19 protein-coding genes and 1 pseudogene are annotated in these 22337 nt (G+C 45.1%); 11 read left to right on the top strand and 9 right to left on the bottom strand.

The window, feature by feature from the left end; all coding sequences use genetic code 11:
* The first annotated feature begins 34 nt into the window (after nt 1-34).
* Nucleotides 35-481 carry a DoxX family protein gene (locus KFF44_RS14640; protein WP_255935488.1) on the top strand — a complete coding sequence of 149 codons (447 nt, stop codon included), beginning with the start codon at nt 35-37 and terminating at the stop codon, nt 479-481.
* A gap of 16 nt (nt 482-497) precedes the next feature.
* On the opposite strand, the gene KFF44_RS14645 is transcribed toward KFF44_RS14640, so the two are convergent.
* From KFF44_RS14645 to KFF44_RS14665, 5 genes are all read right to left on the bottom strand, one after another.
* Nucleotides 498-1469 carry a DUF2336 domain-containing protein gene (locus KFF44_RS14645; protein WP_255935490.1) on the bottom strand — a complete coding sequence of 324 codons (972 nt, stop codon included), beginning with the start codon at nt 1467-1469 and terminating at the stop codon, nt 498-500.
* Between the two features lie 146 nt (nt 1470-1615).
* Nucleotides 1616-4150, bottom strand: coding sequence for an ABC transporter permease (locus tag KFF44_RS14650; RefSeq protein WP_255935492.1), 2535 nt, complete (start codon nt 4148-4150; stop codon nt 1616-1618).
* 47 nt (nt 4151-4197) lie between these two features.
* Nucleotides 4198-6657, bottom strand: a complete 2460-nt coding sequence (locus tag KFF44_RS14655) for an FtsX-like permease family protein (RefSeq protein ID WP_370691116.1) — start codon at nt 6655-6657, stop codon at nt 4198-4200.
* Nucleotides 6658-6759: 102 nt separating this feature from the next.
* Nucleotides 6760-7443 (bottom strand): ABC transporter ATP-binding protein, encoded by a 684-nt coding sequence (locus KFF44_RS14660; RefSeq protein ID WP_255935493.1) that lies wholly within the window; start codon nt 7441-7443, stop codon nt 6760-6762.
* Nucleotides 7444-7492: 49 nt separating this feature from the next.
* Complete coding sequence (locus tag KFF44_RS14665) at nt 7493-8869, bottom strand: efflux RND transporter periplasmic adaptor subunit (RefSeq protein WP_255935495.1); 1377 nt, start codon at nt 8867-8869, stop codon at nt 7493-7495.
* 193 nt (nt 8870-9062) lie between these two features.
* Here KFF44_RS14665 and KFF44_RS14670 point away from each other — a divergent pair, with 193 nt between their 5' ends.
* Both KFF44_RS14670 and KFF44_RS14675 read left to right on the top strand, forming a co-directional pair.
* Nucleotides 9063-10460 (top strand): sigma-54 dependent transcriptional regulator, encoded by a 1398-nt coding sequence (locus tag KFF44_RS14670; protein WP_255935497.1) that lies wholly within the window; start codon nt 9063-9065, stop codon nt 10458-10460.
* Nucleotides 10450-11802, top strand: coding sequence for a PAS domain-containing sensor histidine kinase (locus KFF44_RS14675; RefSeq protein ID WP_255935499.1), 1353 nt, complete (start codon nt 10450-10452; stop codon nt 11800-11802). The genes KFF44_RS14670 and KFF44_RS14675 overlap by 11 nt, the downstream gene beginning before the upstream one ends.
* A 3-nt stretch (nt 11803-11805) precedes the next feature.
* Here KFF44_RS14675 and KFF44_RS14680 read toward each other — a convergent pair whose 3' ends face one another.
* Nucleotides 11806-12681: an MBL fold metallo-hydrolase gene (locus KFF44_RS14680; RefSeq protein WP_255935502.1), complete on the bottom strand. Its 876-nt coding sequence runs from the start codon at nt 12679-12681 to the stop codon at nt 11806-11808.
* 295 nt (nt 12682-12976) lie between these two features.
* On the opposite strand from KFF44_RS14680, the gene KFF44_RS14685 reads away from it, so the two are divergent.
* A complete protein-coding gene (locus KFF44_RS14685; RefSeq protein WP_255935503.1) occupies nt 12977-14641 on the top strand; it encodes a thiamine pyrophosphate-binding protein in 1665 nt (554 codons plus the stop codon).
* 107 nt (nt 14642-14748) lie between these two features.
* Here KFF44_RS14685 and rpsU read toward each other — a convergent pair whose 3' ends face one another.
* Nucleotides 14749-14967, bottom strand: coding sequence for a 30S ribosomal protein S21 (gene rpsU / locus KFF44_RS14690; protein WP_255935504.1), 219 nt, complete (start codon nt 14965-14967; stop codon nt 14749-14751).
* 317 nt (nt 14968-15284) lie between these two features.
* On the opposite strand from rpsU, the gene KFF44_RS14695 reads away from it, so the two are divergent.
* The 7 genes and pseudogenes from KFF44_RS14695 (at nt 15285) to KFF44_RS14725 (ending at nt 19466) form a co-directional block, all read left to right on the top strand.
* Nucleotides 15285-15956 (top strand): COQ9 family protein, encoded by a 672-nt coding sequence (locus KFF44_RS14695; RefSeq protein WP_255935514.1) that lies wholly within the window; start codon nt 15285-15287, stop codon nt 15954-15956.
* A gap of 23 nt (nt 15957-15979) precedes the next feature.
* Nucleotides 15980-16315 (top strand): annotated as a pseudogene (locus KFF44_RS14700) (site-specific integrase); the annotation flags it as partial.
* Nucleotides 16316-16423: 108 nt separating this feature from the next.
* Nucleotides 16424-16951 carry a tyrosine-type recombinase/integrase gene (locus KFF44_RS14705; protein ID WP_255938849.1) on the top strand — a complete coding sequence of 176 codons (528 nt, stop codon included), beginning with the start codon at nt 16424-16426 and terminating at the stop codon, nt 16949-16951.
* Between the two features lie 17 nt (nt 16952-16968).
* On the top strand, nt 16969-17310 hold the full coding sequence (locus KFF44_RS14710) for a hypothetical protein (RefSeq protein WP_255935516.1): 342 nt from the start codon (nt 16969-16971) through the stop codon (nt 17308-17310).
* A 58-nt stretch (nt 17311-17368) separates the two neighbouring features.
* Nucleotides 17369-17962 carry a bifunctional transcriptional activator/DNA repair enzyme AdaA gene (locus KFF44_RS14715; RefSeq protein WP_255935519.1) on the top strand — a complete coding sequence of 198 codons (594 nt, stop codon included), beginning with the start codon at nt 17369-17371 and terminating at the stop codon, nt 17960-17962.
* Complete coding sequence (locus KFF44_RS14720; RefSeq protein ID WP_255935521.1) at nt 17946-18470, top strand: methylated-DNA--[protein]-cysteine S-methyltransferase; 525 nt, start codon at nt 17946-17948, stop codon at nt 18468-18470. Before KFF44_RS14715 ends, KFF44_RS14720 begins: the two co-directional genes overlap by 17 nt.
* Nucleotides 18471-18569: 99 nt before the next feature.
* On the top strand, nt 18570-19466 hold the full coding sequence (locus KFF44_RS14725) for an N-acetylmuramoyl-L-alanine amidase (protein ID WP_255935523.1): 897 nt from the start codon (nt 18570-18572) through the stop codon (nt 19464-19466).
* 80 nt (nt 19467-19546) lie between these two features.
* Here the strand turns inward: KFF44_RS14725 and lpdA are convergent, their stop codons facing one another.
* Together lpdA and odhB are read right to left on the bottom strand one after the other, a co-directional pair.
* Nucleotides 19547-20953 carry a dihydrolipoyl dehydrogenase gene (lpdA, locus tag KFF44_RS14730; protein WP_255935525.1) on the bottom strand — a complete coding sequence of 469 codons (1407 nt, stop codon included), beginning with the start codon at nt 20951-20953 and terminating at the stop codon, nt 19547-19549.
* A 119-nt stretch (nt 20954-21072) separates the two neighbouring features.
* On the bottom strand, nt 21073-22317 hold the full coding sequence (gene odhB / locus KFF44_RS14735) for a 2-oxoglutarate dehydrogenase complex dihydrolipoyllysine-residue succinyltransferase (RefSeq protein WP_255935526.1): 1245 nt from the start codon (nt 22315-22317) through the stop codon (nt 21073-21075).
* Between the last annotated feature and the right edge of the window lie 20 nt (nt 22318-22337).

The following is a 22337-nucleotide window of genomic DNA, read 5'->3' on the forward strand; positions in this document are numbered from 1 at the left end:
AAATACATATAATACAGCCACAAGGGGACATATAATGGATTTCATAAAAAAACATATTGAATGGGCACCGGTTATTTTTATGGTGATCATTCTATCAGGAAGCTTACCATTTAAATTCACGGGGCATCCGCAACCAACGCACATATTTAACACTGTTGGAGAATGGTTAGGACTTGAATTGTTCAAAACCTACGGCGCTATTTTCATTGGGGTTGTTGAACTTGTCGCAAGTATCTTGCTTCTAATTCCCAAAACACGGGTTTACGGCGCAGTTGTTGCCCTTGGAACAATGGCTGGGGCCATTTTCTTCCATCTCTTCACTCCGCTTGGAGTAACGGTAGTGTGGATGGAAAACGGCGTTCCACAAGAAGATGGCGTTTTGTTCTATACTGCTGTTTTGGTATTTATCTGCGCGATATGGCTCATATTACGACGTCGCCATGAATTACCAATCATTGGACAAACGACCTCGGTCCAATAAACAAATGTTTGATACATTATGCCGCTAATGGCTTTTGCGCGGCATAATGTTTCTTGGCAATTTGTAGATACCTGGGTGCCAGGGTTTTCTCAACATCTGCCATTGTCATAAGTTTCACAAATGACTTATTATTGGATAGAGACATCATATCCTGTACCTGCCCAATGGGCAGGCCAGCCATCAAGGCCAAAGAGCTTTCCAGAAATGGCAAACAATCACTCTCTGCCATCTCCAGAACCAAAGTATGGGTTAAATTACGCTGGCTACGAATATCAGCCACACACGCATGAACCTGTGCGGGGCTTGCACCTTTGACCCTTGCCAATAAATTCTGAAATTCAGAACTAGGCTGATCGGTTTCTACAGGTGTAATTTCAACACCATACTGAACATAAAAGTTCCGCTTACACTTTTTAGAAACTTTATCTGAAATTAATGACACTATGTCCTTGGTCAGGTCGGTTCGCAAACCCATATGATCCATTACGTTAACGCTAGTTCCAAATCGTTCAACCACAGTTGAATAAATTGTATTAGAAAAGCGGAGCTTGGTATTATCCATCAAGCTGGAAACACTCAATTCACCCCCAACATCCACGATAGTTTTTTGACTAAGCTCACCCAAATCATTTCTGCATGCAATATGAGCGCGCACGGGATCTTCCAGCGTGCTGATTAGTTCAGACAATCCTTCATCGTCAAAATGGCTTGTCTCTCTCAGGAATGGTCCAGCAACACCAGCAACATCCAAAACGATCCGTTCAACAATATCCTCAGGAACAGAAGTGCAAGAGCCAAGCTCATGGGCCAGCACTTCCCTGACAGCCGTATTTGAGTCCTTGGAGAGAATACGTGCCACATTTTCCACGGCAATCCGCTCGTGTTCTTTGGTTGTGTTACCAAGAAACAGTCCAACCTTTTTGGCCAAGAGAATCTTCTCCAGTTTTATGATGTCTGCATCACCGAAACCTCTTGGAACATATCCCATTGCCAAACACTCCATACGGAACCCAAATACGGTCAAATTAACTAACTTGGTTACACGCATCCAGTGTATTGCACTCTCAAGAAACTACAATCTATGGGTAAAATATCATTAAAGTTTTACCCATAATGTGTCATTTTGAGACTTAACTATTCGTACCTTAACGCTTTGATCGGGTTGGATTGAGCAACACGGAAGGCACGGCTTGCGACCGTTGTCCAGGCAATTGTCAAAGCCGCCAAGCCTGCGATAAGAGCAAATGCAACAATAAAACTATCATCCAATCTGTACTTAAAGGTCTCGAGCCAACCTGACATCATATACCAGGCAAGTGGCCAAGCGATGATATTTGCAATCAATACAGGCCTTGAAAACTGCCAAACCAATAGCCGGATAATATCAAGTGTCGTAGCACCAAGAACCTTCCTAATACCAATTTCCTTGGTTCTACGCTCTGCGGTAAACGCGGCGAGCCCGTATAAACCAAGGCAAGCAATCAAGACAGCAAGCACAGAGAATGCAGCAAATAATTGCGCTTGCCCCTCTTCAGTTTGGTATTGTGCAGCCATCATCACATCGAGATATTCATGATATAAAGGCTCTAAAGGAAACATTGTGCGCCAAATCGTTTCCATTTCAGATATCAGCTGTTTGGTGTCTGTCCCGCTATAGGTAATTGTTGCATTACGGGCCCAAGAATCGCGAACCCAATATACGCTTGGGCGAACACCAAACTTTAATGATCTGAAATATAGATCAGGAACAACACCAACAATCTTAAGGTCATGCAATCCCGCCTGAAAGATATTTGATCTCAGTGTTTCACCAATTGCCTCATCCGCGCTCGCAAAGCCTAGGCTTTTAACGGCTGATTGGTTGATAACGACGCTTGCATTAGCAATCTCGTCGCCCCTCTCATCAAGTTCAATAATTTCTTCGGAACCATAATTTTTATCAAAAACACGCCCTGATACAGGTTTAATATCGTAGGCTTCAAAAAACCCGTATCCAACAGAGTGATAATTTAACACTGTTTGCAATGACGTTTCGTCACCCGAGTTTAAGCGAGTGAAACCAGTGTTATTATTACGATCCTGACTTGGGACTTCAGATGATATCACCACGCTCTCTACGCCCTGAACTTTTTCTAATTCCTGACGAAGTGCGTTCGCTTGTTCAACAATCGAGGAACGGCCAAGCCCGCGAACAATCAACTTATTCTCGGAATCATAGCCCGTATCAAATGACTTCGCATAATAGGTTTGGGCATAAATAACGCCTGTACAAACGATCAGGCCAATCGAAATCGAGAACTGCAAAACAACCAATATCGACCTAAAATTATTAGATCCGCTATTATCTGACGACTGATTGGATTTAAGGGTTTTCGCGGGCATAAAGCGTGACAGATAAGTCGCTGGATACATCCCAGAGATTACCCCCACCAGAACTGTTGCGGTTGACAGAGCCAGCATCAATGGCAAATCGTCCAATAAATCGATATCCAAATTTTTACCGATAACTTCATTATAACTCGGGAGCGCAAGTTCAACGCCGACAAAAGCAAGCAAGAGGGCCATCATTGTGATTGCGACAGCCTCACCCAAAAACTGAACGGCCACTTGTAATCTCGACGCACCCATTGTTTTCCTGAGCGCCACCTCACGCGCGCGGTGCGCCGCCCTGGCTGTTGCCAGATTCATGAAGTTAATACTAGCGATCACTAAAATCAAAAGAGCAATCGCAGAGAATGTATAGACCGTTTTGATATCACCCATAACTGTCATATCGCCACTATTCCCGGCGTCATCCCTCGCATAGAGATGCAGATCAGGAACGGCCATGATTTTCGGCTGAACGACATCGGTAACCTTAGCGGCGTCCCCTTCAATTTGACCGTTCGCGGTAGCATCGGCGAACATTTGAATTAGAGGACTGTCTGTGTCTAACCATGTCCAAATCCGTTCTTGCAAACTGTTGGCCGTTGCGCCGTCTTTAAGCTTGAAATAGGTATATGTGTTTACACTGGTCCAGGTTTTGAGGAGGTTTGGTGCAAAATCAAACATATCCTCATCCATCAGAACAATCATATCACCGCTCAAATGACTGTTTAAGGGGATATCCTTGATCACACCCGTAACAGCAACCTCAAGCTTCTGATTTTGCAAGCAACAGAAAGTCAAAGTTTCACCGACAACATCAGTTCGCCCGAAGTATTTAAGTGCGCTTTCTTCCGAGATGACCAAGTCCAATGGTCGGTTAAATGATGTCTCACCGCTTCCCTCCACAAAGGGGAGTTTAAATATCTGGAAGAATGCTGGATCAGAAAATAATAAGCTCTCGGTAAAGGCTTCACCATTCTGAATAACTGTTGTGTCATTAGCTAACAAACGCACAGAGACCTCAACCTGATCTGGTGCATAGTTACTTATTGCCTCGGCCCAAAAACCGGGCGCTCTTACGGTTTTAAATTCTGGCTGGCCACGTGGAACGAATGCGGAATGTAACCTTACGATACGGTCCGACTCTGAAAGCCAATGATCATATGATAGCTCATCGCGCACAAACAAAATAATCAAGATGCAACTCATCAATCCGATCGAAAGCCCAAACACGTTGATTAGGGAAAACAGTCGATTTTTTAGTATATGCCGCCAAGCTGTTAGAATGTAATTTTGAAACATTTTTATTTCCTCGCTTTATTATCTTTTTTTATCAATGAGGCTTAGCGCTATTCATATTTCAACGCATTGACCGGATTTGACCTTGCGACATTCATTGCCTGGCCACCCACCGTTAAAATAGCGACAATAAGCGCTGCTAAACCCGTTATCAGGAAGGGTACAAGCGTCAGATCAATCCGATATGCAAACCCGGCAAGCCATTGATGGATGGCAAACCATGTGATTGGCCAAGCGATTAAATTTGCAAACAGTACCGGTTGGGAAAATTGCCACGCTACCAGTCGAACAATATCGCCCGTTTCGGCACCCAAAACTTTACGAATACCAATTTCTTTGATCCGGCGTTCCAGGTTGAACGCTGCCAGTCCATATAAACCAAGTCCTGCAATCAAAATTGCAATAGCAGCAAGCACAGCCACCACAATCAACAAACGCTCGTCCTCAACATATTGGGCTATAATTGCCTGATCTAAATATCCATACCCCATTGATTGGTATGACAAAACTTGGTTCCAACCATTCTGAATGCTTTCAATCGCTGTGTCACGCTGGTTTGGGTCGATCCGTACAGACATGGTCGCAAACCTGCTTGGGTCAGGATAGAAAACCATTGGTTCAATTTCATTGCGAATAGATCGGAAATGAAAATCATCGACTACGCCCACAATTCTGGCTTCGCGCAGGGCACCGGACCATAATTCGATCGTGATCGTTTGATCAACAGCTTCAATTTCACTGTTAAATCCAAGAGTTCGAACACCCTTTTTATTTATGATCAAAGGAAGTTCAACAGTTTCGCGTTTTTCCAAATCCCATTGTAGGGTATCTGAGGCAAATTCTTGTGAGAACGCTCTGCCCGAAACCAAATCAACCTTATAAGTCTCAAAATAGTCCAAATCGACCGCAAGCTGATTGAAGCTGAGGTAATCCTCTTTCGCCATTCCAACGGTGCCAAGCCGTGCTTCGCTTTGGTGGTCCCACGATGGCTGCGCTTCAGAGCCGCTTACGCTTATGATGCCAGGTTTTCCGGCTATGGCATTATCGAGTGCCGTAGATAAACGAATACTTTCTGCTGGCCCACGACCGATACCATATAAAGCAATCATATCCTCTTTATCGAAGCCCAATTCTACATTTCTGGCGTAATTCGTCTGTATATAGATGACACTGGCAGCTATGATCAAACCAACAGATGCCGCAAATTGAAGTACCACGAGAACCGTTCTCAGGCTGATTTTGCGGTGAGCATGAGCGGTCTGCTCTTTTAGAATCTGAATGGGGTTAAAACGTGACAGGTAAAATGCTGGATACAAACCCGAGGCAATAATAACCACCCCCAAGATCGCAACCTGCCACATCACAACACCAGGGTTCCAAATTATACTGCTGGTCAGGTTTCTTGACATAAAGTCATTCACAATAGGCAACAAGGCATCAAGAATCACAAGCGCAAGAAACCATGACAAAAGAACATAAAACATCGTCTCGCCGAGGAATTGAACAACTAAGTTTTTTTGCCCCGCACCAACAACTTTGCGCATGGCCACTTCGCGCGCACGCGTCATCGCCCTAGCTGTGGAAATATTGACGTAATTGAAGCAGGCAACTGCCAAAACAAGAATACCAATAACAGATATGATCCTAAGTTGTTCAGGATTCCCGGCAGGTTTATTGCGTGAGCGATAAGGACCACCAAACAAATGGATATCCTTAATCGGCTCCACAATAAGTTCCGCATTACTTCCCGTTGTCGAGGCGCCATCGGATGCAGCTGTGTCCTCAACTAATTTATTGATGTCTGCTGCAAACTGAACCGGATCAACCTCATATTTTGTCAAAACATAGGTTTGAACTGAAATATGCCTCCAGGACGTCTCAACACGTTCCGCCGGGATATATTGCTGCGGCGAATTCAAGGGAATTAACATATCAACAGTAAGGTGAGTATTTTCAGGTAAATCCTTAAATACCCCAACAATATTTAATGGTCTTCCATCGGTTACCTGAATAACTTTGCCGACAACGTCCGTTGAACCGAAAAGTAACTCAGCTCTGCTTTCGCTGATGATAATGGATGTTTGATTTTGCAGTCCTTCTTTGCCGCCCGCGATAAAATCAAGGAAGAATATTTCCAGAAACCCCTGGTCTGCCAAATATGTTGGGGCATTGAAAACTTCACCGTCTTCAATTTGATAACTATGCCATTCTATTCTGCTCCGACCAGCCTGTTCTACATAATCGAGGCGGTCGAGCAATAGCCCGGCAGTTGGCCCCATGCTCATATTATAATGCATCGTTTCACGACCCGGGGCAGTAACCAGTGCCTCCACCCGATATGTACGATTGGAATTTTCGAAATTCACTTCATAATGTGTTTCAAACCAAACAAACATCATGATTAAAAAACTTATTGTTAAACCGAGGGTGAGACCGAAAATTGTAATTGAGCTATGAAGGCGGGAGCGCAGCGCCACCCTAAGCAACATTTTGATATAGTTCGCAAACATCCTTCACTATCCTCTTCTATCCCGTGTCATTTTTGTTTTTTATTTATTCATCTCTCAAAACTTCAATTGTCGTGCTGTTTGGGGGTGTTTAGATCCCCTTCATTAGATCGCTGCCCTGACATTCTCAGTAACAACATGGCCATCAAACAGGTTAATTGTTCTTCGTGCATAATCAGCGTGGGCTGGGCTATGGGTAACCATCACGATGGTCGTTCCTTCTTCATTCAAGGACTGAAGCATCTCCATCACTTCCTGCCCGTGCGCACTATCGAGGTTACCTGTAGGCTCATCCGCCAAAATCATAGCCTGATCACCAACAACGGCACGTGCCACCGCAACCCGCTGTTGTTGCCCGCCAGAAAGCTGACTAGGCATATGCTTGGCCCGATGAGCAATGCCAACTTTGTCCATAACAGCGGCTACACGGTCCCGGCGCTCGCTTGAAGGAATATTGTGATACAGAAGTGCTAGCTCGATATTTTCTGCAACGGTGAGTTCATCGATCAAGTTAAACGACTGAAATATGAACCCAATATTATGTTTGCGGATATTTCCAAGTTTGGATTCGGAATACCGCGCGATATTTTCTTCCATGAAGAAATAATCACCTTCGGTCGGCGTATCCAGCATACCGATAATATTCAGAAGTGTCGATTTTCCACAGCCGGATGGCCCCATAATGGCGACGAATTCACCTGCTGCAATCTCGATATTCACATTATTCAATGCAACCGTCTCCACTTCATCCGTTCGGTATGCCTTGGATAAATTATGAAGTTTCAACATTGGAGTTTCCTTTCTGTCTTGTTTTTTGCTGGGTTTGTCTTCACCAACTTTAATTTAATTTCAGGCGGTCCATGTCCACATAGCTTGAGTAAGGCGATGTCACGACCTTTTCACCCGCTTCTAATCCTTCGAGGACTTCGATATATCTGGAATTTCTACGGCCAAGCCTGACGTTTCGTCTGATAGCCTGTGAACCGTCCGGAGCAACAACAAAGATCCAGTTACCACCAGTATCCTGGAAGAACGCACCATTCGGTATCAAAAGTGCTTTGGTTTCATCACCAAGCGTCAATTTTGTTTGAATTGTTTGGCCCCGCCTGATGCCATCAGCCTGCTCGCTAGTAAAAACCATATCCACTTCGAACTGGCCGTTATTGACTTGAGGGTATATTTTTGAAATCCGCATTTGATAGGTACTGCCACCGCGCTCAAAACTGGCAGTTTGGTCTATATCAACACGCCCTAGGTAAAATTCATCAATATTTGCTGTTAATTTAAATTGTTCAGGATCATCAACTTGGCCCAAGCGTCCACCGCGGGTAATACTTTGACCAATTTCTATATCAAAACCCGATAGTTTACCTGATACAGGTGCTCGAACATTTAGGGCGTCTAAATTCTGACGAGCAAAATCCAGATTTTTCTCTAATTGAACCGCCCGTTCCTTTAGATAAGCAAGCTGCTGTTCTTGCATGCGTGCATCTGTTGCCTGACTTTCTAATGTTAGCTCCCTGCGTGTTACGTTGTAAGCGAGCTCATCCTCTGTCTCATCCAAAACCTGCTGAGATACAGTACCGTTAGTGATCAACTGTCGCTGGCGCTCCGCCTGACGTGTTAGGCGCTTAATTTGATATTCAAAATCAGCAAGATTACGCTTATGTGACAGGCGGTTTTGTTCTAGTTGAAGCTCTATTGTTCTAAGGTTATTCAGCTGCTCTGTTACCAAAGCTTCGTTCCGTGTGACCTCTAGCTGGAGGCTAGTGTTTGACAATTCAACAATCAAATCACCTTCTTGAACGGTCGCGCCGTCTTCTACTAGCACGCGCTCAACACGACCACCCTCAATCGCGTCGAGGAAAACAGTCCTAAGCGGCGTAACCCTCGACCTAACTGGAATAAAATCTTCAAAAACACCTTCAGAGACAGTGGAAACAACAATTCTATTTTCATCAACTCTAAAGGTACGGCCACCCCCAACATCCTGAAATGCAAACCATATCAAAGCCGCAACACCCACAATCGCGGTACAGATGATGACATACTTAAGTGGGTTGCGCTTTTTTTCGACTACACGATCCATCCCTGAACCGGAGATTGATGGCTTGGAACTCATACCTTTAGGCATTTTAGGAGCTTTTCTGGGCTTATTATTTTCTTGGTTTTCCTCGCTGTCGGGACCATTAGTCATATTTGTTACCGTACCCATTTTTCTATCCATTATTTGTCATATTCTTTGTAACCGCTAAGTTACACGACTACTAAGCAATACCCATACCATATGCTAAGATATTGATATTTATGTATTTTTAAAAAAATAGTTTTCTAAAGCACATAAATATGTACGAAAATGGACACTTGATGTACGCTTATGAACACTTCACGAAACAAGGGATGGCATAGTGACGAAAAAAGACGGTAAAATCTTAATTGTCGATGATGATGAAGATATATTGATCGCAGGAAAACTTCTTTTAAAACGGCATTATGCAAAAGTTATCAGCTCTAATCAGCCACATCATATCCCTATGCTTATGGGCGAGCATGATTTCGATGCTATTCTTCTTGATATGAATTTCAGCCCCGGCGCTTCGAGCGGGGATCAGGGCTTCCTTTGGTTAGAGAAAATTCTGGAAATTGATCCTGACGCTGTTGTTGTTTTAATCACAGCACACGGCGGCGTCGATATGGCGGTTGAGGCAATGAAACGCGGGGCAACAGATTTTATTGCTAAGCCTTGGCAAAATGAAAAAGTCATTGCCACTTTATCGTCGGCTGTAAAATTACGTCGGAGCCGTAGTGAAGCGGACAGTTTGAAAAAAACCAACAAAGTACTGAAACAAGCTAGCGGCAAAGTTGAACAACCAATCATTGGTTCAAGCCCAGCAACTTCGACAATGCTCTCACTGATTAAGAAATCAGCCCCGACCGACGCAAATGTCCTGATATTAGGTGAAAACGGAACAGGAAAAGAACTCGCTGCACGGAAAATTCATGAACACTCACTTCGGCAACATGAAGTGTTCATGTCAGTAGATATGGGAACTATTACCGAAAGCCTGTTTGAGTCTGAGCTTTTCGGGCACAAAAAAGGAGCCTTTACTGGGGCCAATGAGAACAAAGTTGGGCTTTTTCAAGCAGCAAACGGCGGCACGTTATTCTTGGATGAAATTGGTAACCTTCCACTACATTTGCAATCAAAACTCTTAACAGTGTTGGAACAGCGCAAAATTACCCCAGTCGGTGATACTAAAGCCCATAATATTGATGTTCGAATAATAGCCGCGACAAATGTCTCGAAAGAAAAGCTACTTGATGAGACGGTTTTTAGACCAGACCTGCTTTTCAGACTTAACACGGTGGAAATAACAGTGCCTCCCCTACGCGACCGAGTAGAGGATATTGAGACGATAGCAACATATTATGCCGAGTTTTATGCGCGAAAATATGGTTTTGATGCAAAAAAGTTCTCCGATCAGGCTCTTACTGCAATTAAGCACTATAAATGGCCCGGCAACATACGCGCTCTACGGCACGCAATTGAGCGGGCAGTCATTTTATCTGAAAGTGATGAGTTTTTACCTGCGGACTTTTCTCTGCCCGATCAACTTTCGTCATCGCAGCCGCCCATTGAAGAAACAACAGAGCAACCCAACACCGATCTGAACCTTGAAAGAATAGAAAAACAGACGATACAACAGGCTTTAAAGAAACATCGATACAATATCAGCCACGCAGCCAAGGAACTTGGGCTAACCCGTGCTGCCCTCTATCGCAGGATGGAAAAACATGAGCTTTAAAAGATTTAGCTTCCTATTGGCGGTGCGATTAATCGCCATTATGTTTTCCCTAATGGGGTTAGTATTTCTGTTTACGACGCCTGGGTATCACGCGGCTACATTACTCATGTTATGCGTAACGGCAATGCTCACATATAATGTATTGCACTTCATTTCGCGAACAAACGCTGAAATTTCGCGGTTTTTGGATGCGGCCCGGTATGCCGATTTTGGACAACGATTTAATTTCAAAAATTTGGGTGCAGGCTTCGAAGAACTAGGGGATACTTTCACTGACATCCTCGAACGGTTCAGGGAAGTCCGAGCTGGTCAGGAGGAAGAGCTTAGGCACCTAAAGGCGCTTGTCGAGCATGTACCTGTTCCACTTATATCGCTACATCAGGATGGTAGCATCACACAGTGGAACAATGCAGCAAGACGCCTCTTTGGCAGTGCTCATGTAACAAAAACAAGCGATCTGGAGCAGTTTGGCCAGCGTTTCCATGACGAAATTCTATCAATAAAGACTGGCGAAAGAAAATTAGCGATCTTCGTTGTTGATGATGTTGAACAACGCCTGACCGTCGCTGCAACACAAATTATACTGGCCGGAGAGGTCGAGCGTTTAATAAGCTTGCAGGACATTCAAAGTGAACTTGATATAGCGCAATTGGAAGCATGGCAGGACTTGGTGCGGGTATTGACCCACGAAATTATGAATTCAATCACTCCAGTCGCGTCGCTCGCGAAAACAGCGGAAGACCTCATTGATGATGTCCGTGACAGAGTCACTGATCAACCCGATTTGGTGGAAGAACTAAGTGATGTAAAGGATGCCGTTAAAACTGTTGCCAGAAGATCCGACGGACTGATGCAATTCGTTACCAGCTACAGACGCCTAACACGATTACCACCGCCAGAGAAAACTCGTATCCTAATTCATGAATTATTTACGAGCGTGAAGTTACTCGGAACCCACGATTGGGCCGACAATCAGATTAAATTGCATACTAATATTTCCCCAAGTGAACTTGATTTGAATGCTGACCCTAAAATGATCGAGCAAATCCTGATTAACATGCTGCAAAATGCTGGACATGCCCTTAATGGGGTTGATGACGCTAATGTTTGGCTAAATGCGCGATTAAGCAGTCGGGGGCGGACAATCATTGAGATTGAAGACAATGGGTGTGGTATTGACCCAGAGACAGCCCAAAAAATATTTGTTCCCTTTTTCACTACCAAACGCGAAGGAAGCGGTGTGGGCCTCGCGTTAACCAGGCAAGTTATGATCGCACACGGTGGTGCTATAACCTATAAACAACGCAAGGACGGGGGAAGCATATTCACCCTCACATTCTAATTTTTACGATGATACCCTTATTGGCATATCAATAAGTTCAAGATGCGCTTGAACTTGTCCTTGTGCTGCCTCTATTAAACGCGGCGTCAATCCTTCATATATTTTATCGACTATGTCAGCTGGCGAGGTAATACCTAGCTTTAGGCAATCCTGAATTTGCTGATGCCGTATATAACGATGATCGCGAATATCCTGTATCCGCCCTTTTGGATCATCAATTACCAGGCCATGGCTTGGTAGCATAATTTGGCTATTGTCGGCTTCCAGTTTATCAAGACTTTCTAGATATTCGCCTAGATGCCCAAGTGGCGGCACAACGGCAGTTGTCGACCAGCCCATCACATGATCACCTGAAAACATCACCTTCTTGTTTGGCAAAAAATAACACATATGGTTTGGAAAATGTCCCGGTGTATGCCGCGCGATAATCTGCCATTCACCGTCGCCTACAATCGCACCATCCGCCAATTCAACATCTGTAACAAAGTCAGGATCAACATCCTCATCTGTCAGTGCCATAATCTCTGAGGACAATTTACCAAAACTATAAACAGAAGCATCAAAGCGCGCCTTTAATGGTTTGGCCGCCGGGCTGTGGTCCAAATGTGTATGGGTTATGAAAATTCCCTTAACAGTTCTTGCGCCAACAAAGTTAACGATCGCATCAATATGCTCTTGATCATCAGGACCTGGGTCAATAATCCAAAGATCTTCATCACCTACAAAATAAGTATTTGTTCCGGGTCCGGTATAATCCTTAGCGTTATCAGCAAGAATTCGAACAACACCGGGGATAATCTCTTCCGGGGTTCCATAGTTTACATCTGTTTTTAAGGATGCTGAGACAAGTGGACTTGGTTTAAACTTTGTTTTTTGCATACACCTAACTAAACAAAATATTCCGTATTTAAAAGGTCTTAATTCATGACCGCCTGTCATTTTGGACAATCATACATATAATTATGGTGAATATATTCATCCCAACGGAAATGCGTAATCACCTTCACTCACGCCTGAGTGATCACGTATTAGTACACATGCCAATAAACTATCATGACCATTATCAAATTTGTGTAATCTACTGACGCCTTATCATTGAAAAAGGATGGTCAACGCCATAAACATTGGCCTATATAAACCCATTCCAATAATATCAAACACATAAGAGGGAAATATGGCAGATAATCACATGATCACCGGTGGGAAGGCCTTGATTGATGCTTTGCTGGCCAATGGTGCAAAGAAAGCCTTCGGTGTCCCTGGAGAAAGTTATCTTGCTGCCCTCGACGCATTACACGACGTCCAAGGTGAACTGGATTTTGTCATCTGCCGGCATGAAGCAAGCGCCGCCAATATGGCCGAGGCATACGGCAAGCTGACCGGAGAGCCCGGCATTTGTTTCGTCACCCGCGGCCCAGGAACCACACATGCAACAATTGGGCTTCATACTGCTTTTCAAGACAGCACCCCGATGATTATGTTAATTGGTCAAGTTGCAGCAGATCAGGTAGAGCGCGAGGCCTTTCAGGAAATCGATTATCGTCGCTTTCTCTCCGAAGTGACAAAATGGACTGCTGAAATTAACGATGCCTCACGGATTGCAGAATATATTGGTCGCGCCTTTCGCGTTGCAACATCAGGGCGCCCTGGCCCTGTTGCCCTTGCATTGCCCGAAGATATGCTTCGCGATCTATGCGCGCCACAAAACTCTATCCCTTATACGCCTTCACTATCTCATCCAGGCCAAGCGGACCTCGACCAATTGAAATCCTTGATGGATAAAGCCGAACGTCCCCTTCTAATGCTCGGTGGTAGCGGCTGGGACAAAGCATCTGTCGCAAGCATTCAATCTTTCGCAGAAAACAACAATTTGCCTGTATGCGTGTCGTTCCGGTGCCAAGATCGTTTTGACAATAATCATCCAAATTACGCAGGTGATATGGGTATTGGTGCCAATCCAAAACTGATTAAACGCATGCAGGAAGCCGATGTTCTTCTTGTTCTTGGGCCGAGATTAGGTGAAATGACAACTGGGGGCTATGAACGCTTGAACGTACCCGTACCCGATCAAACCTTGATCCATATACATCAGGGAGCTGAAGAACTGGGCCGTGTGTACCAGCCAGACCTTGCGATCAATGCCAGCCCGAAAACATTCGCCCCCGTATTAGCAACAATATCATTTGAGAATAAATCGAACTGGGCTGGCCGTGTCAAAGAAGCGCGTACAGAATTTGAAGCCTGGACAGCTTCAACCGACAACCCTGGTGATGTGAAGGTTGCAGCACTTTATGAATACATGCGCAGTGCCCTGCCAGAGGATGCTATCCTTTGTAACGGTGCTGGCAACTATGCCGCATGGCTGCATCGCTTTCACCGCTATCAGACGTTTCCAAGCCAGCTTGCACCAACGTCTGGTGCGATGGGATACGGTGTTCCCGCCGCAATTGCCGCCAAGATCACTCATCCCGACCGTACAGTCATCGCCTGCGCGGGTGATGGATGCTTTATGATGAGTGCTATGGAGCTAGCAACTGCTGCTCAGTATAATGCCAATGTAATCTTTCTTGTATTTAACAACAGCATGTTTGGGACTATCCGCATGCATCAGGAACGGGATTACCCTGCCCGTGTTTCCGGCACCGAATTGGAAAACCCTGACTTTGTAAAGCTTGCTGAGAGCTTCGGTATGTTCGCAGACCGCGTTGAAAAAACCGATCAATTTGCACCAGCGCTTGAGGCTGCAATGAAAGCGAACAGACCTGCATTAATTGAAATTATCATAGACCCTGATGCAATCGCACCAACAGCGACCATCTCTGGCTTGCGCTCTCAGTAAAAAGCTAGAAAACAGATATAGTTATTTCTTTGCTATACCCTTAAAGTAAAAACCCCTCGAGTGATGCACTCGAAGGGTTTTAAATGCTTTAACCAGAAACGGATAAATTAGCGATTTCTAATCACTAGTCCATCACGCTCAAGGCGTTTACGCTCTAGCTTGCGTGCACGACGAACAGCTGCTGCTTGTTCACGAGCCTTCTTTTCAGATGGCTTTTCGTAAAAACGACGCATTTTCATTTCACGATAAACACCCTCGCGCTGAAGTTTTTTCTTCAATGCACGAAGTGCCTGGTCAACATTATTATCCCGAACGGAAACCTCCATGGGTTTCTCACTCCTTTCATAGCCAAAATTCGTAGACGGCAAGCCGGGCGCACATCTACAGGGCATAGGCCCTATAGCAAACACATAGCTTGCACACAAGTTTTTTAAACAAATGTCCCGTCCCGCCGGATAGAGCTCCAGAAGGCAAGTCCTTATTATGGGTGATATCCTACCAGAAAAGTCGCTATTTGGCAAAGCCCTGCATCAAACAGCGATTGTTAACACAGGATTCGTTCTAGAATGCGGCATTAAGCCACTCGCTAACACCAATCTTTCATGATAATTATAGTATCTATTTAAAATGAGACGAGTCGGTTATGGCATTAAAGAAATTATCAATCAGCGATATGACACCTGAAGAACTCCGAGTTCCTCTGATGGAAGCAATGATGGACCATATTGCTTTTGATGGCTGGTCGGTTGCTGCCTTAAATAACGCCGCTAGTGATCTGGGCATAAGTTCTGAAATGGCGGAACTTGCATTCCCGCGCGGTGCCATCGAGGTTCTGGAATTACATCTTGAGTGTGCTGATACCCGCCTGATGCAGACACTAACTGATATGAATCTACCAAGTATGCGCATCCGCGATCGCATCACTGTCGCCGTTAAAACGCGACTTGAGCAAAATACAGAATACCGGGAAGCGATCGCACGCGCCCTTGCGCTTCTTGCTATGCCACAGCATGTAGCCTTGGGGCCAAAAGCATTATGGCGCACCGCTGACACCATGTGGCGTGCAGCTGGTGATACATCAACCGACCATAACTGGTACACAAAGCGCATGACCCTATCCGGGGTCTACAGTGCTGTGTTACTATATTGGCTCAATGACGAAAGCGATCAGTTTGAAGACACTTGGGAATTTCTTGATCGCCGAATTGAAGATGTGATGAAAATCGAAAAGACAAAGTTTGAGATGCGTAAGGCAACAGCTAATATGCCATCGCTATCACGGTTTTTAGGGCGCTTACGATTCCCAAGCATTTAAGGACACATCAGGTAAAAGCTTATATGCCAAATTCAAATGCCGATGACATTTCTGAATTTATAGATAGCCCTACCATCCTGCCGCTTATTCATTCAGAGACTGCTTCTTTAATTCAAGATTGGCGCCGATACTTATCTAGTGAAAAGAGATACTCTGGGCATACACTAACCGCATATGGGCACGACCTATCAATATTTCTTCAGTTCATATCCAATCATTCAGGTGAATTAATAACCTCGAAGTTGCTGGGACAACTTAACATTCGTGATTTCAGGTCATTTCTTGCAAGTAGAAAGAATACGGGCCTATCTGCTAATTCACTCAACAGAACTCTTTCCTCGATCCGTAACTTTTACCGATACCTCAGCCGGCACCACAATATTGAAAACGATGCCATTCACGCACTACAGGGGCCTAAAACACCGCACAAAGTCCCCCGCCCCCTAAGCATAGAAGGCGCAAAAACAATGGTGGAGACAATCGGTAGTTTCACAGAGGACAATTGGATTTCCCTGCGCGATACCGCCGTAATTTCGCTACTTTACGGTTGCGGCCTTCGAATCAACGAAGCCCTGTCGATGAACGCGGAGGATATACCCAAGGATGATACGATGCGAATCATCGGCAAACGCGGTAAGGAACGTATCATCCCCATACTGCCCGTTGTTCGTGAAACCATTAATGCCTATGTTAAAGCGTGTCCCTATACCCTTGAAAAAGGGCAGGCACTTTTCCGCGGCGTGCGGGGCGGACGGTTGAACGCACGAATGATCCAGCTTGCGATGCAAAAGGTACGTACAGCGTTTGGATTGCCTGATAATGCGACCCCTCACGCGCTCAGGCATAGCTTCGCGACACACTTACTCTCCAACGGCGGGGACCTTCGCACCATTCAGGAGCTTCTGGGGCACGCTGATCTATCGAGCACACAAATTTATACAGAAGTTGATAGCGCACGCCTAATGGATGTGTATGATAAAGCTTTCAAACGCTAATAGCCTGAGTATTGTGCATGTCTGCTTCATCAAAAAAACACCAACTCCTTGAGAAGATCAGGCACTGGGGCTTGATGGCACTATATAGCTCACTAAGTTTATTTGCCGGGCTTTTGCTGTTCGCTGCCTTTCGCTTTTTACCAACATTTGAAGGCGACTATTTGAACTTAAAACTCATCGGATTAAACGTGTTTGGTTTCATAACCATGATCACAAGCTCACTCGCAGCGCGTAAAATTGTGCTCTCATTGAACGATAGCAATGCCCGACCTTCGCTAGACCTGATACCTTTTGTTGCTTTCTTAGCGACGATAGCAATTATGGGGTCGCTTTTCACAGCCAATACACCGACATCATAAAATAAATACATGTCCGAAAACGGCGAGTATATTCTTATAATTCTGTTACATTCATCGCATGATGATTGAGACTAAGCCAAAACATATATTGTATGAAGCGCTACGAGACCGCGATAGTCGGTACGATGGACACCTCTTTTTTGCTGTAACATCTACTGGCATCTATTGCAGACCAATTTGCCCCGCCCCCAAGCCTAAACCAGAAAATGTCCTTTATTTTGCGACAAGTGACCTTGCGCAAAAAGCTGGGTTTCGTGCGTGCAAAAGATGCAGACCAGAAACCCGTCCGGGAAGCCCGGCATGGGATGGCACAGAAGCGACAGTAAAGCGAGCCTTGAGGTTACTCGCCCAACCAAATGGCCCAAGCTCACTGGAAAACCTTTCGGAAAGTTTAGGGCTAAGCTCGAGGCATGTCAGGCGGCTATTTGTCGAACATGTTGGTAAACCGCCACAGGACATCAGAACTGAAAATCGAATAGAGCTTGCAAAATCGATGTTACAGCAAAGTGCTGCTTCAATTTCCGATATTGCCTATGCGGCCGGTTTTCAAAGCTTACGGCGTTTTAACGATGCCTTTAAATGCAAAGTTCAACAAAGCCCCACAGAATGGCGACAAGCGCACCAAGAGGTTTCTCATGACACAAATACATGAAACACTTTTCCAGTCTATTTACCAATCAACTGCTGGGGACCTAACAATTGTCTATCGAGGTAAAACAATATTGATTTGTGAGTTCAGCGATAGAAACGAGCGTATTGAACGACAGATCAACCGATTTTACCCTAATCATGCTCTGCAAGACATTCCTTTGGACCCGTCACTCACAATAGTCTTTGATAGATATTTCGATGGCGAAACAAGTATATTGAATACTATCAGTACGGCACCAGAAGGGACCCCATTCGAAAAGAAAGTATGGGGCGAACTTCAACAGTTAGATGCCGGAACAACCTGTTCATACGGGGAACTTGCTAATAAACTTGGGTCAGCACCAAGAGCTGTTGGGCGCGCGAACGGCAGAAACCCCATATGTCTTATTCATCCTTGTCACCGGGTTATTGGTGCAGATGGGTCCCTGACAGGGTATGCTGGTGGTTTAGAGCGTAAAAAATGGCTATTGGATCATGAGGGGGCAGAATATAACGACCCTACAATTTAATAGATTAACGCGGCAATAGCCGTCGCTATGACTCAAACATTTTGACTTTAATGGAAGTAATAAAGCATCATTGGGTCTTCTTAACCACAAGGTTTGTCCATGTCGCGCAACCATATTAAGTTTCTAATTGTTTTGGTATTTGGTTTTCTAACCGCCTGTCAAAGTGCCAAATATATCGAATATCCTTCAGCGAATTATAATACACGGGCGCGAATGATAATCATTCATCACACAACAATTGATTTTCAGGAGTCGCTTGAAGTCCTGACCCAACCATCCGCAAATCCCGTGAGCGCACATTATTTAATCCCGGCCCCTGACGATCCAACATATCCGCATAGGTCACTAAAAGCATATGCATTGGTGCCGGAGAGCAAGAGGGCTTGGCATGCTGGTCAAAGCGATTGGCAAGGGAAAGCCGGTTTAAATGATCAGTCAATCGGCATTGAACTTGTGTATGTGCCCACATGCACCGAAAATACATCGCCTGAATTTTCTGCTATTGAAATTAATTTGAACGATATCTGTAGCTTCTATTCTTATCCCAACCAGCAGATCAGCCTGCTTATTGACTTATTATCTGATATTCAGAAACGCCATCCTGATATTTCGCCAACCAATATCGTAGGTCATTCAGATATAGCGCCAGACCGGAAGGTTGACCCTGGCCCTCTATTCCCTTGGAAGCAGCTTTATGAACAAGGTTTTGGTGCGTGGTATGACGAAGAAGCTTTCAATAGGTATAGAGATACACATATCAAGGCCCCCCGCAGTATCCATACAGTACAGAAAGCACTCAGTAGCTATGGATATAAGATTGAAGAAACAGGATCGTTTGACAAGCAAACCCGTAAGGTCGTGAGAGCATTTCAGCTGCATTTTCAACCAGAGGATATCTCAGGTATTCCAACACCGACTACATCAGCAATTCTGTTTGCACTCCTAGAGAAATATCATCCTGATAAATTACTGAAACTGATAATGCTGGATCGATAAAAATAAGCCTGCACCAGATCGGTACAGGCTTATTTGCTTTCGTTCTAAATGTCCGACTATCCCAAGGAACAGTAAACAGATTACATATGAATAGTACGCTTATGAACAGCAAGCGCAGCCTCTTTCATTGCTTCTGTTTCAGTTGGGTGCGCGTGGCATGTTAGGGCAATATCCTCTGCACTTGCACCAAACTCCATCGCTGTCGCTGCTTGTGCAATCATATTACCCGCGTCACCACCAATAATGTGAACACCAAGAACACGGTCACTTTCTTTATCCGCAAGAATTTTCACGAAACCATCAGTGCTTTGGTTTGCTTTCGCGCGGCTGTTTGCTGTGAACGGGAACTTACCAGCATTGTATGCAACACCAGCTTCCTTAAGTTCTTCCTCAGTTTTACCTACAGAAGCAACCTCAGGGAATGTATATACCACGCCCGGGATCACATCATGGTTCACATATCCTGTTAGACCCGCAATATTTTCGGCGCACGCCACACCCTCATCTTCAGCCTTATGCGCAAGCATAGGCCCTTCGACAACATCGCCAATCGCCCAAACACCCGGTACGTTGGTAGAGAAATCATGACCAATTTTCACGCGTGATCGCTCGTCCATTTCAACGCCAATTGTTTCCAGACCCAAACCGTCTGTGTAAGGGCGTCGACCCACTGATACCAATACCACATCAGCCTTGATTGTTTCGCCGTCACCGCCCTTTACTGGCTCAAAAGTAACATCAACACCGGCTTTGGTTTTCTTCACTTCTGTTACCTTAGAGGAAAGCTTCAGTATCATACCTTGCTTCTTGAGGATACGGCCAAAGTTTTTACGAACTTCGCCGTCCATACCCGGCAAAACCTGATCCATAAATTCAACAACAGTTACGTCAGCACCGAGGCGGCTCCAAACCGAACCAAGCTCAAGGCCAATAACACCGCCGCCGATAACAACCATTGATTTTGGTACTTTTGGAATATCAAGCGCGCCCGTTGATGAAACGATCTTTTTCTCATCAATTTCGATACCGGGAAGGCTCGCGACATCACTACCTGTTGCAATGATTGTATCTTTGGTCGTCACTGTTCGCGTGCCACCATCATTAAGCACAACTTCAATAGTATTTTTATCCGCAAAGCGCCCCGCACCCTTAATCCATTCAACCTTGTTTTTCTTGAAAAGGAACTCGATACCACCCGTTAGCTCTTCAACAACCTTGCTTTTAGAGGAAAGCATGGCCTTGATATCCATTTCAACGCCCTTGGCCTTAATGCCGTATTTAGCAAAATCATGATTTGCTTCATGATATAGATGCGATGCATGCAATAGCGCTTTTGACGGAATACAACCAACATTCAGGCATGTGCCGCCCAGTGTTTCACGCTTATCAATACAAGCGGTTTTCAGGCCCAGTTGTGCCGCACGAATGGCAGCAACATATCCACCGGGGCCAGCGCCAATTACAACTACATCAAATGCATCAGACATTATTTTGTCCCTTCACCTTTTAAGGTATTTTATAAGAGCTTTCGTACAAATGGGCAGGAAACCTCCCGCCCATTCAATTCAGTATTCAATATCTCAGGCAGGCTAAAAGCCAGCTAATTTTACATATCCAACAATAAACGAGTTGGGTCCTCGAGCGCCTCTTTCACGCGTACGAGGAACGTTACAGCCTCGCGGCCGTCAATAATGCGGTGATCATAGGAAAGTGCCAAATACATCATCGGACGGATCACAACCTGACCGCCGATCGCCATCGGGCGTTCCTGAATTTTATGCATACCCAGAATAGCAGATTGCGGTGCGTTCAAAATCGGGCTCGACATTAGGGAACCAAAAATACCGCCGTTAGAGATAGTAAAGGTACCGCCCTGCATGTCTTCCATCGTCATTTTACCATCACGAGCTTTACGGCCGTAATTCGCAATACCGAGTTCAGTGTCCGCAAAGGACATATCCTGAGCGTCTTTCAACACAGGAACAACAAGGCCGTTTGGTGATGACACAGCAACACCGATATTAGCGTAATTATGATAAACGATTTCATCGCCTTCGATGAAGGCATTAACCGCAGGCACTTCCTTCAGCGCCAAGCAACATGCTTTCGTGAAAAAGCTCATGAATCCGAGCTTGATGTTATGCTTCTTCGCAAACAAATCCTTGTATTTGTTCCGTGCTTCCATAACCGCAGTCATGTCAACTTCATTATATGTCGTCAACATTGCTGCTGTATTCTGGGCATCTTTAAGGCGAGACGCAATTGTTTTGCGAAGGCGCGTCATTTTCACACGCTCTTCACGTGGTCCACTTGTCGCAGCAACAGTTTGCACCGGAGCACTCATAGTACGCGCTGATCCAGCCTCAATTGCCTTTAGCACATCACCTTTCGTAAGGCGGCCATCCTTACCTGTGCCCGTGACGGAAGCAGGGTCAAGATTATAATCTTCTACGATACGTCTTACCGCAGGTGACATCGGCATCAAATCCGCACTTGATGAACTCGCTGCTGCCGGAGCTGCTGTTGCAGGAGCGGGTGTCAGTGATGGCGAGGAAGCTTGCGGTGCTGCAGCCGCTGGCTTTGCAGCAGGTGCCGGGGCAGCGCCTTTTCCTTCGGTATCCACCTTTGCGATTAAAGCACCAATTTCAACAGTGTCACCTTCCGCTGCCACTTGTTCAACCAAAACACCTGCAACAGGGCTTGGTACTTCCATTGCAACTTTATCAGTTTCAACTTCTACAATTGGCTCATCAGCTGCGACAGCGTCACCAACTTGTTTTAACCAGGTACCGATTGTACCTTCTGCGACAGATTCCCCAAGTTGTGGGATTACAATATCTTCGATAGCCACTATGTGTGCTCCTGCCTTGT

It is taken from the genome of Kordiimonas sp. SCSIO 12610, assembly GCF_024398015.1.
In the GTDB taxonomy this organism is placed as follows: Bacteria; Pseudomonadota; Alphaproteobacteria; order Sphingomonadales; family Kordiimonadaceae; genus CANLMI01.

Excerpts from the sequence above, each read along its gene's own strand:
- KFF44_RS14640 (WP_255935488.1), top strand. The coding sequence starts at position 35 with ATGGATTTCATAAAAAAACATATTGAATGGGCACCGGTTATTTTTATG.
- KFF44_RS14725 (WP_255935523.1), top strand. The coding sequence starts at position 18,570 with ATGTCGCGCAACCATATTAAGTTTCTAATTGTTTTGGTATTTGGTTTT.
- KFF44_RS14675 (WP_255935499.1), top strand. The coding sequence starts at position 10,450 with ATGAGCTTTAAAAGATTTAGCTTCCTATTGGCGGTGCGATTAATCGCC.
- KFF44_RS14680 (WP_255935502.1), bottom strand. The coding sequence starts at position 12,681 with ATGCAAAAAACAAAGTTTAAACCAAGTCCACTTGTCTCAGCATCCTTA.
- KFF44_RS14660 (WP_255935493.1), bottom strand. The coding sequence starts at position 7,443 with ATGTTGAAACTTCATAATTTATCCAAGGCATACCGAACGGATGAAGTG.
- KFF44_RS14720 (WP_255935521.1), top strand. The coding sequence starts at position 17,946 with ATGACACAAATACATGAAACACTTTTCCAGTCTATTTACCAATCAACT.
- rpsU (WP_255935504.1), bottom strand. The coding sequence starts at position 14,967 with ATGGAGGTTTCCGTTCGGGATAATAATGTTGACCAGGCACTTCGTGCA.
- KFF44_RS14715 (WP_255935519.1), top strand. The coding sequence starts at position 17,369 with ATGATGATTGAGACTAAGCCAAAACATATATTGTATGAAGCGCTACGA.
- KFF44_RS14705 (WP_255938849.1), top strand. The coding sequence starts at position 16,424 with ATGGTGGAGACAATCGGTAGTTTCACAGAGGACAATTGGATTTCCCTG.
- KFF44_RS14710 (WP_255935516.1), top strand. The coding sequence starts at position 16,969 with ATGTCTGCTTCATCAAAAAAACACCAACTCCTTGAGAAGATCAGGCAC.
- KFF44_RS14655 (WP_370691116.1), bottom strand. The coding sequence starts at position 6,657 with ATGTTTGCGAACTATATCAAAATGTTGCTTAGGGTGGCGCTGCGCTCC.
- KFF44_RS14645 (WP_255935490.1), bottom strand. The coding sequence starts at position 1,469 with ATGGGATATGTTCCAAGAGGTTTCGGTGATGCAGACATCATAAAACTG.
- KFF44_RS14685 (WP_255935503.1), top strand. The coding sequence starts at position 12,977 with ATGGCAGATAATCACATGATCACCGGTGGGAAGGCCTTGATTGATGCT.
- KFF44_RS14695 (WP_255935514.1), top strand. The coding sequence starts at position 15,285 with ATGGCATTAAAGAAATTATCAATCAGCGATATGACACCTGAAGAACTC.
- lpdA (WP_255935525.1), bottom strand. The coding sequence starts at position 20,953 with ATGTCTGATGCATTTGATGTAGTTGTAATTGGCGCTGGCCCCGGTGGA.
- KFF44_RS14650 (WP_255935492.1), bottom strand. The coding sequence starts at position 4,150 with ATGTTTCAAAATTACATTCTAACAGCTTGGCGGCATATACTAAAAAAT.
- KFF44_RS14665 (WP_255935495.1), bottom strand. The coding sequence starts at position 8,869 with ATGGGTACGGTAACAAATATGACTAATGGTCCCGACAGCGAGGAAAAC.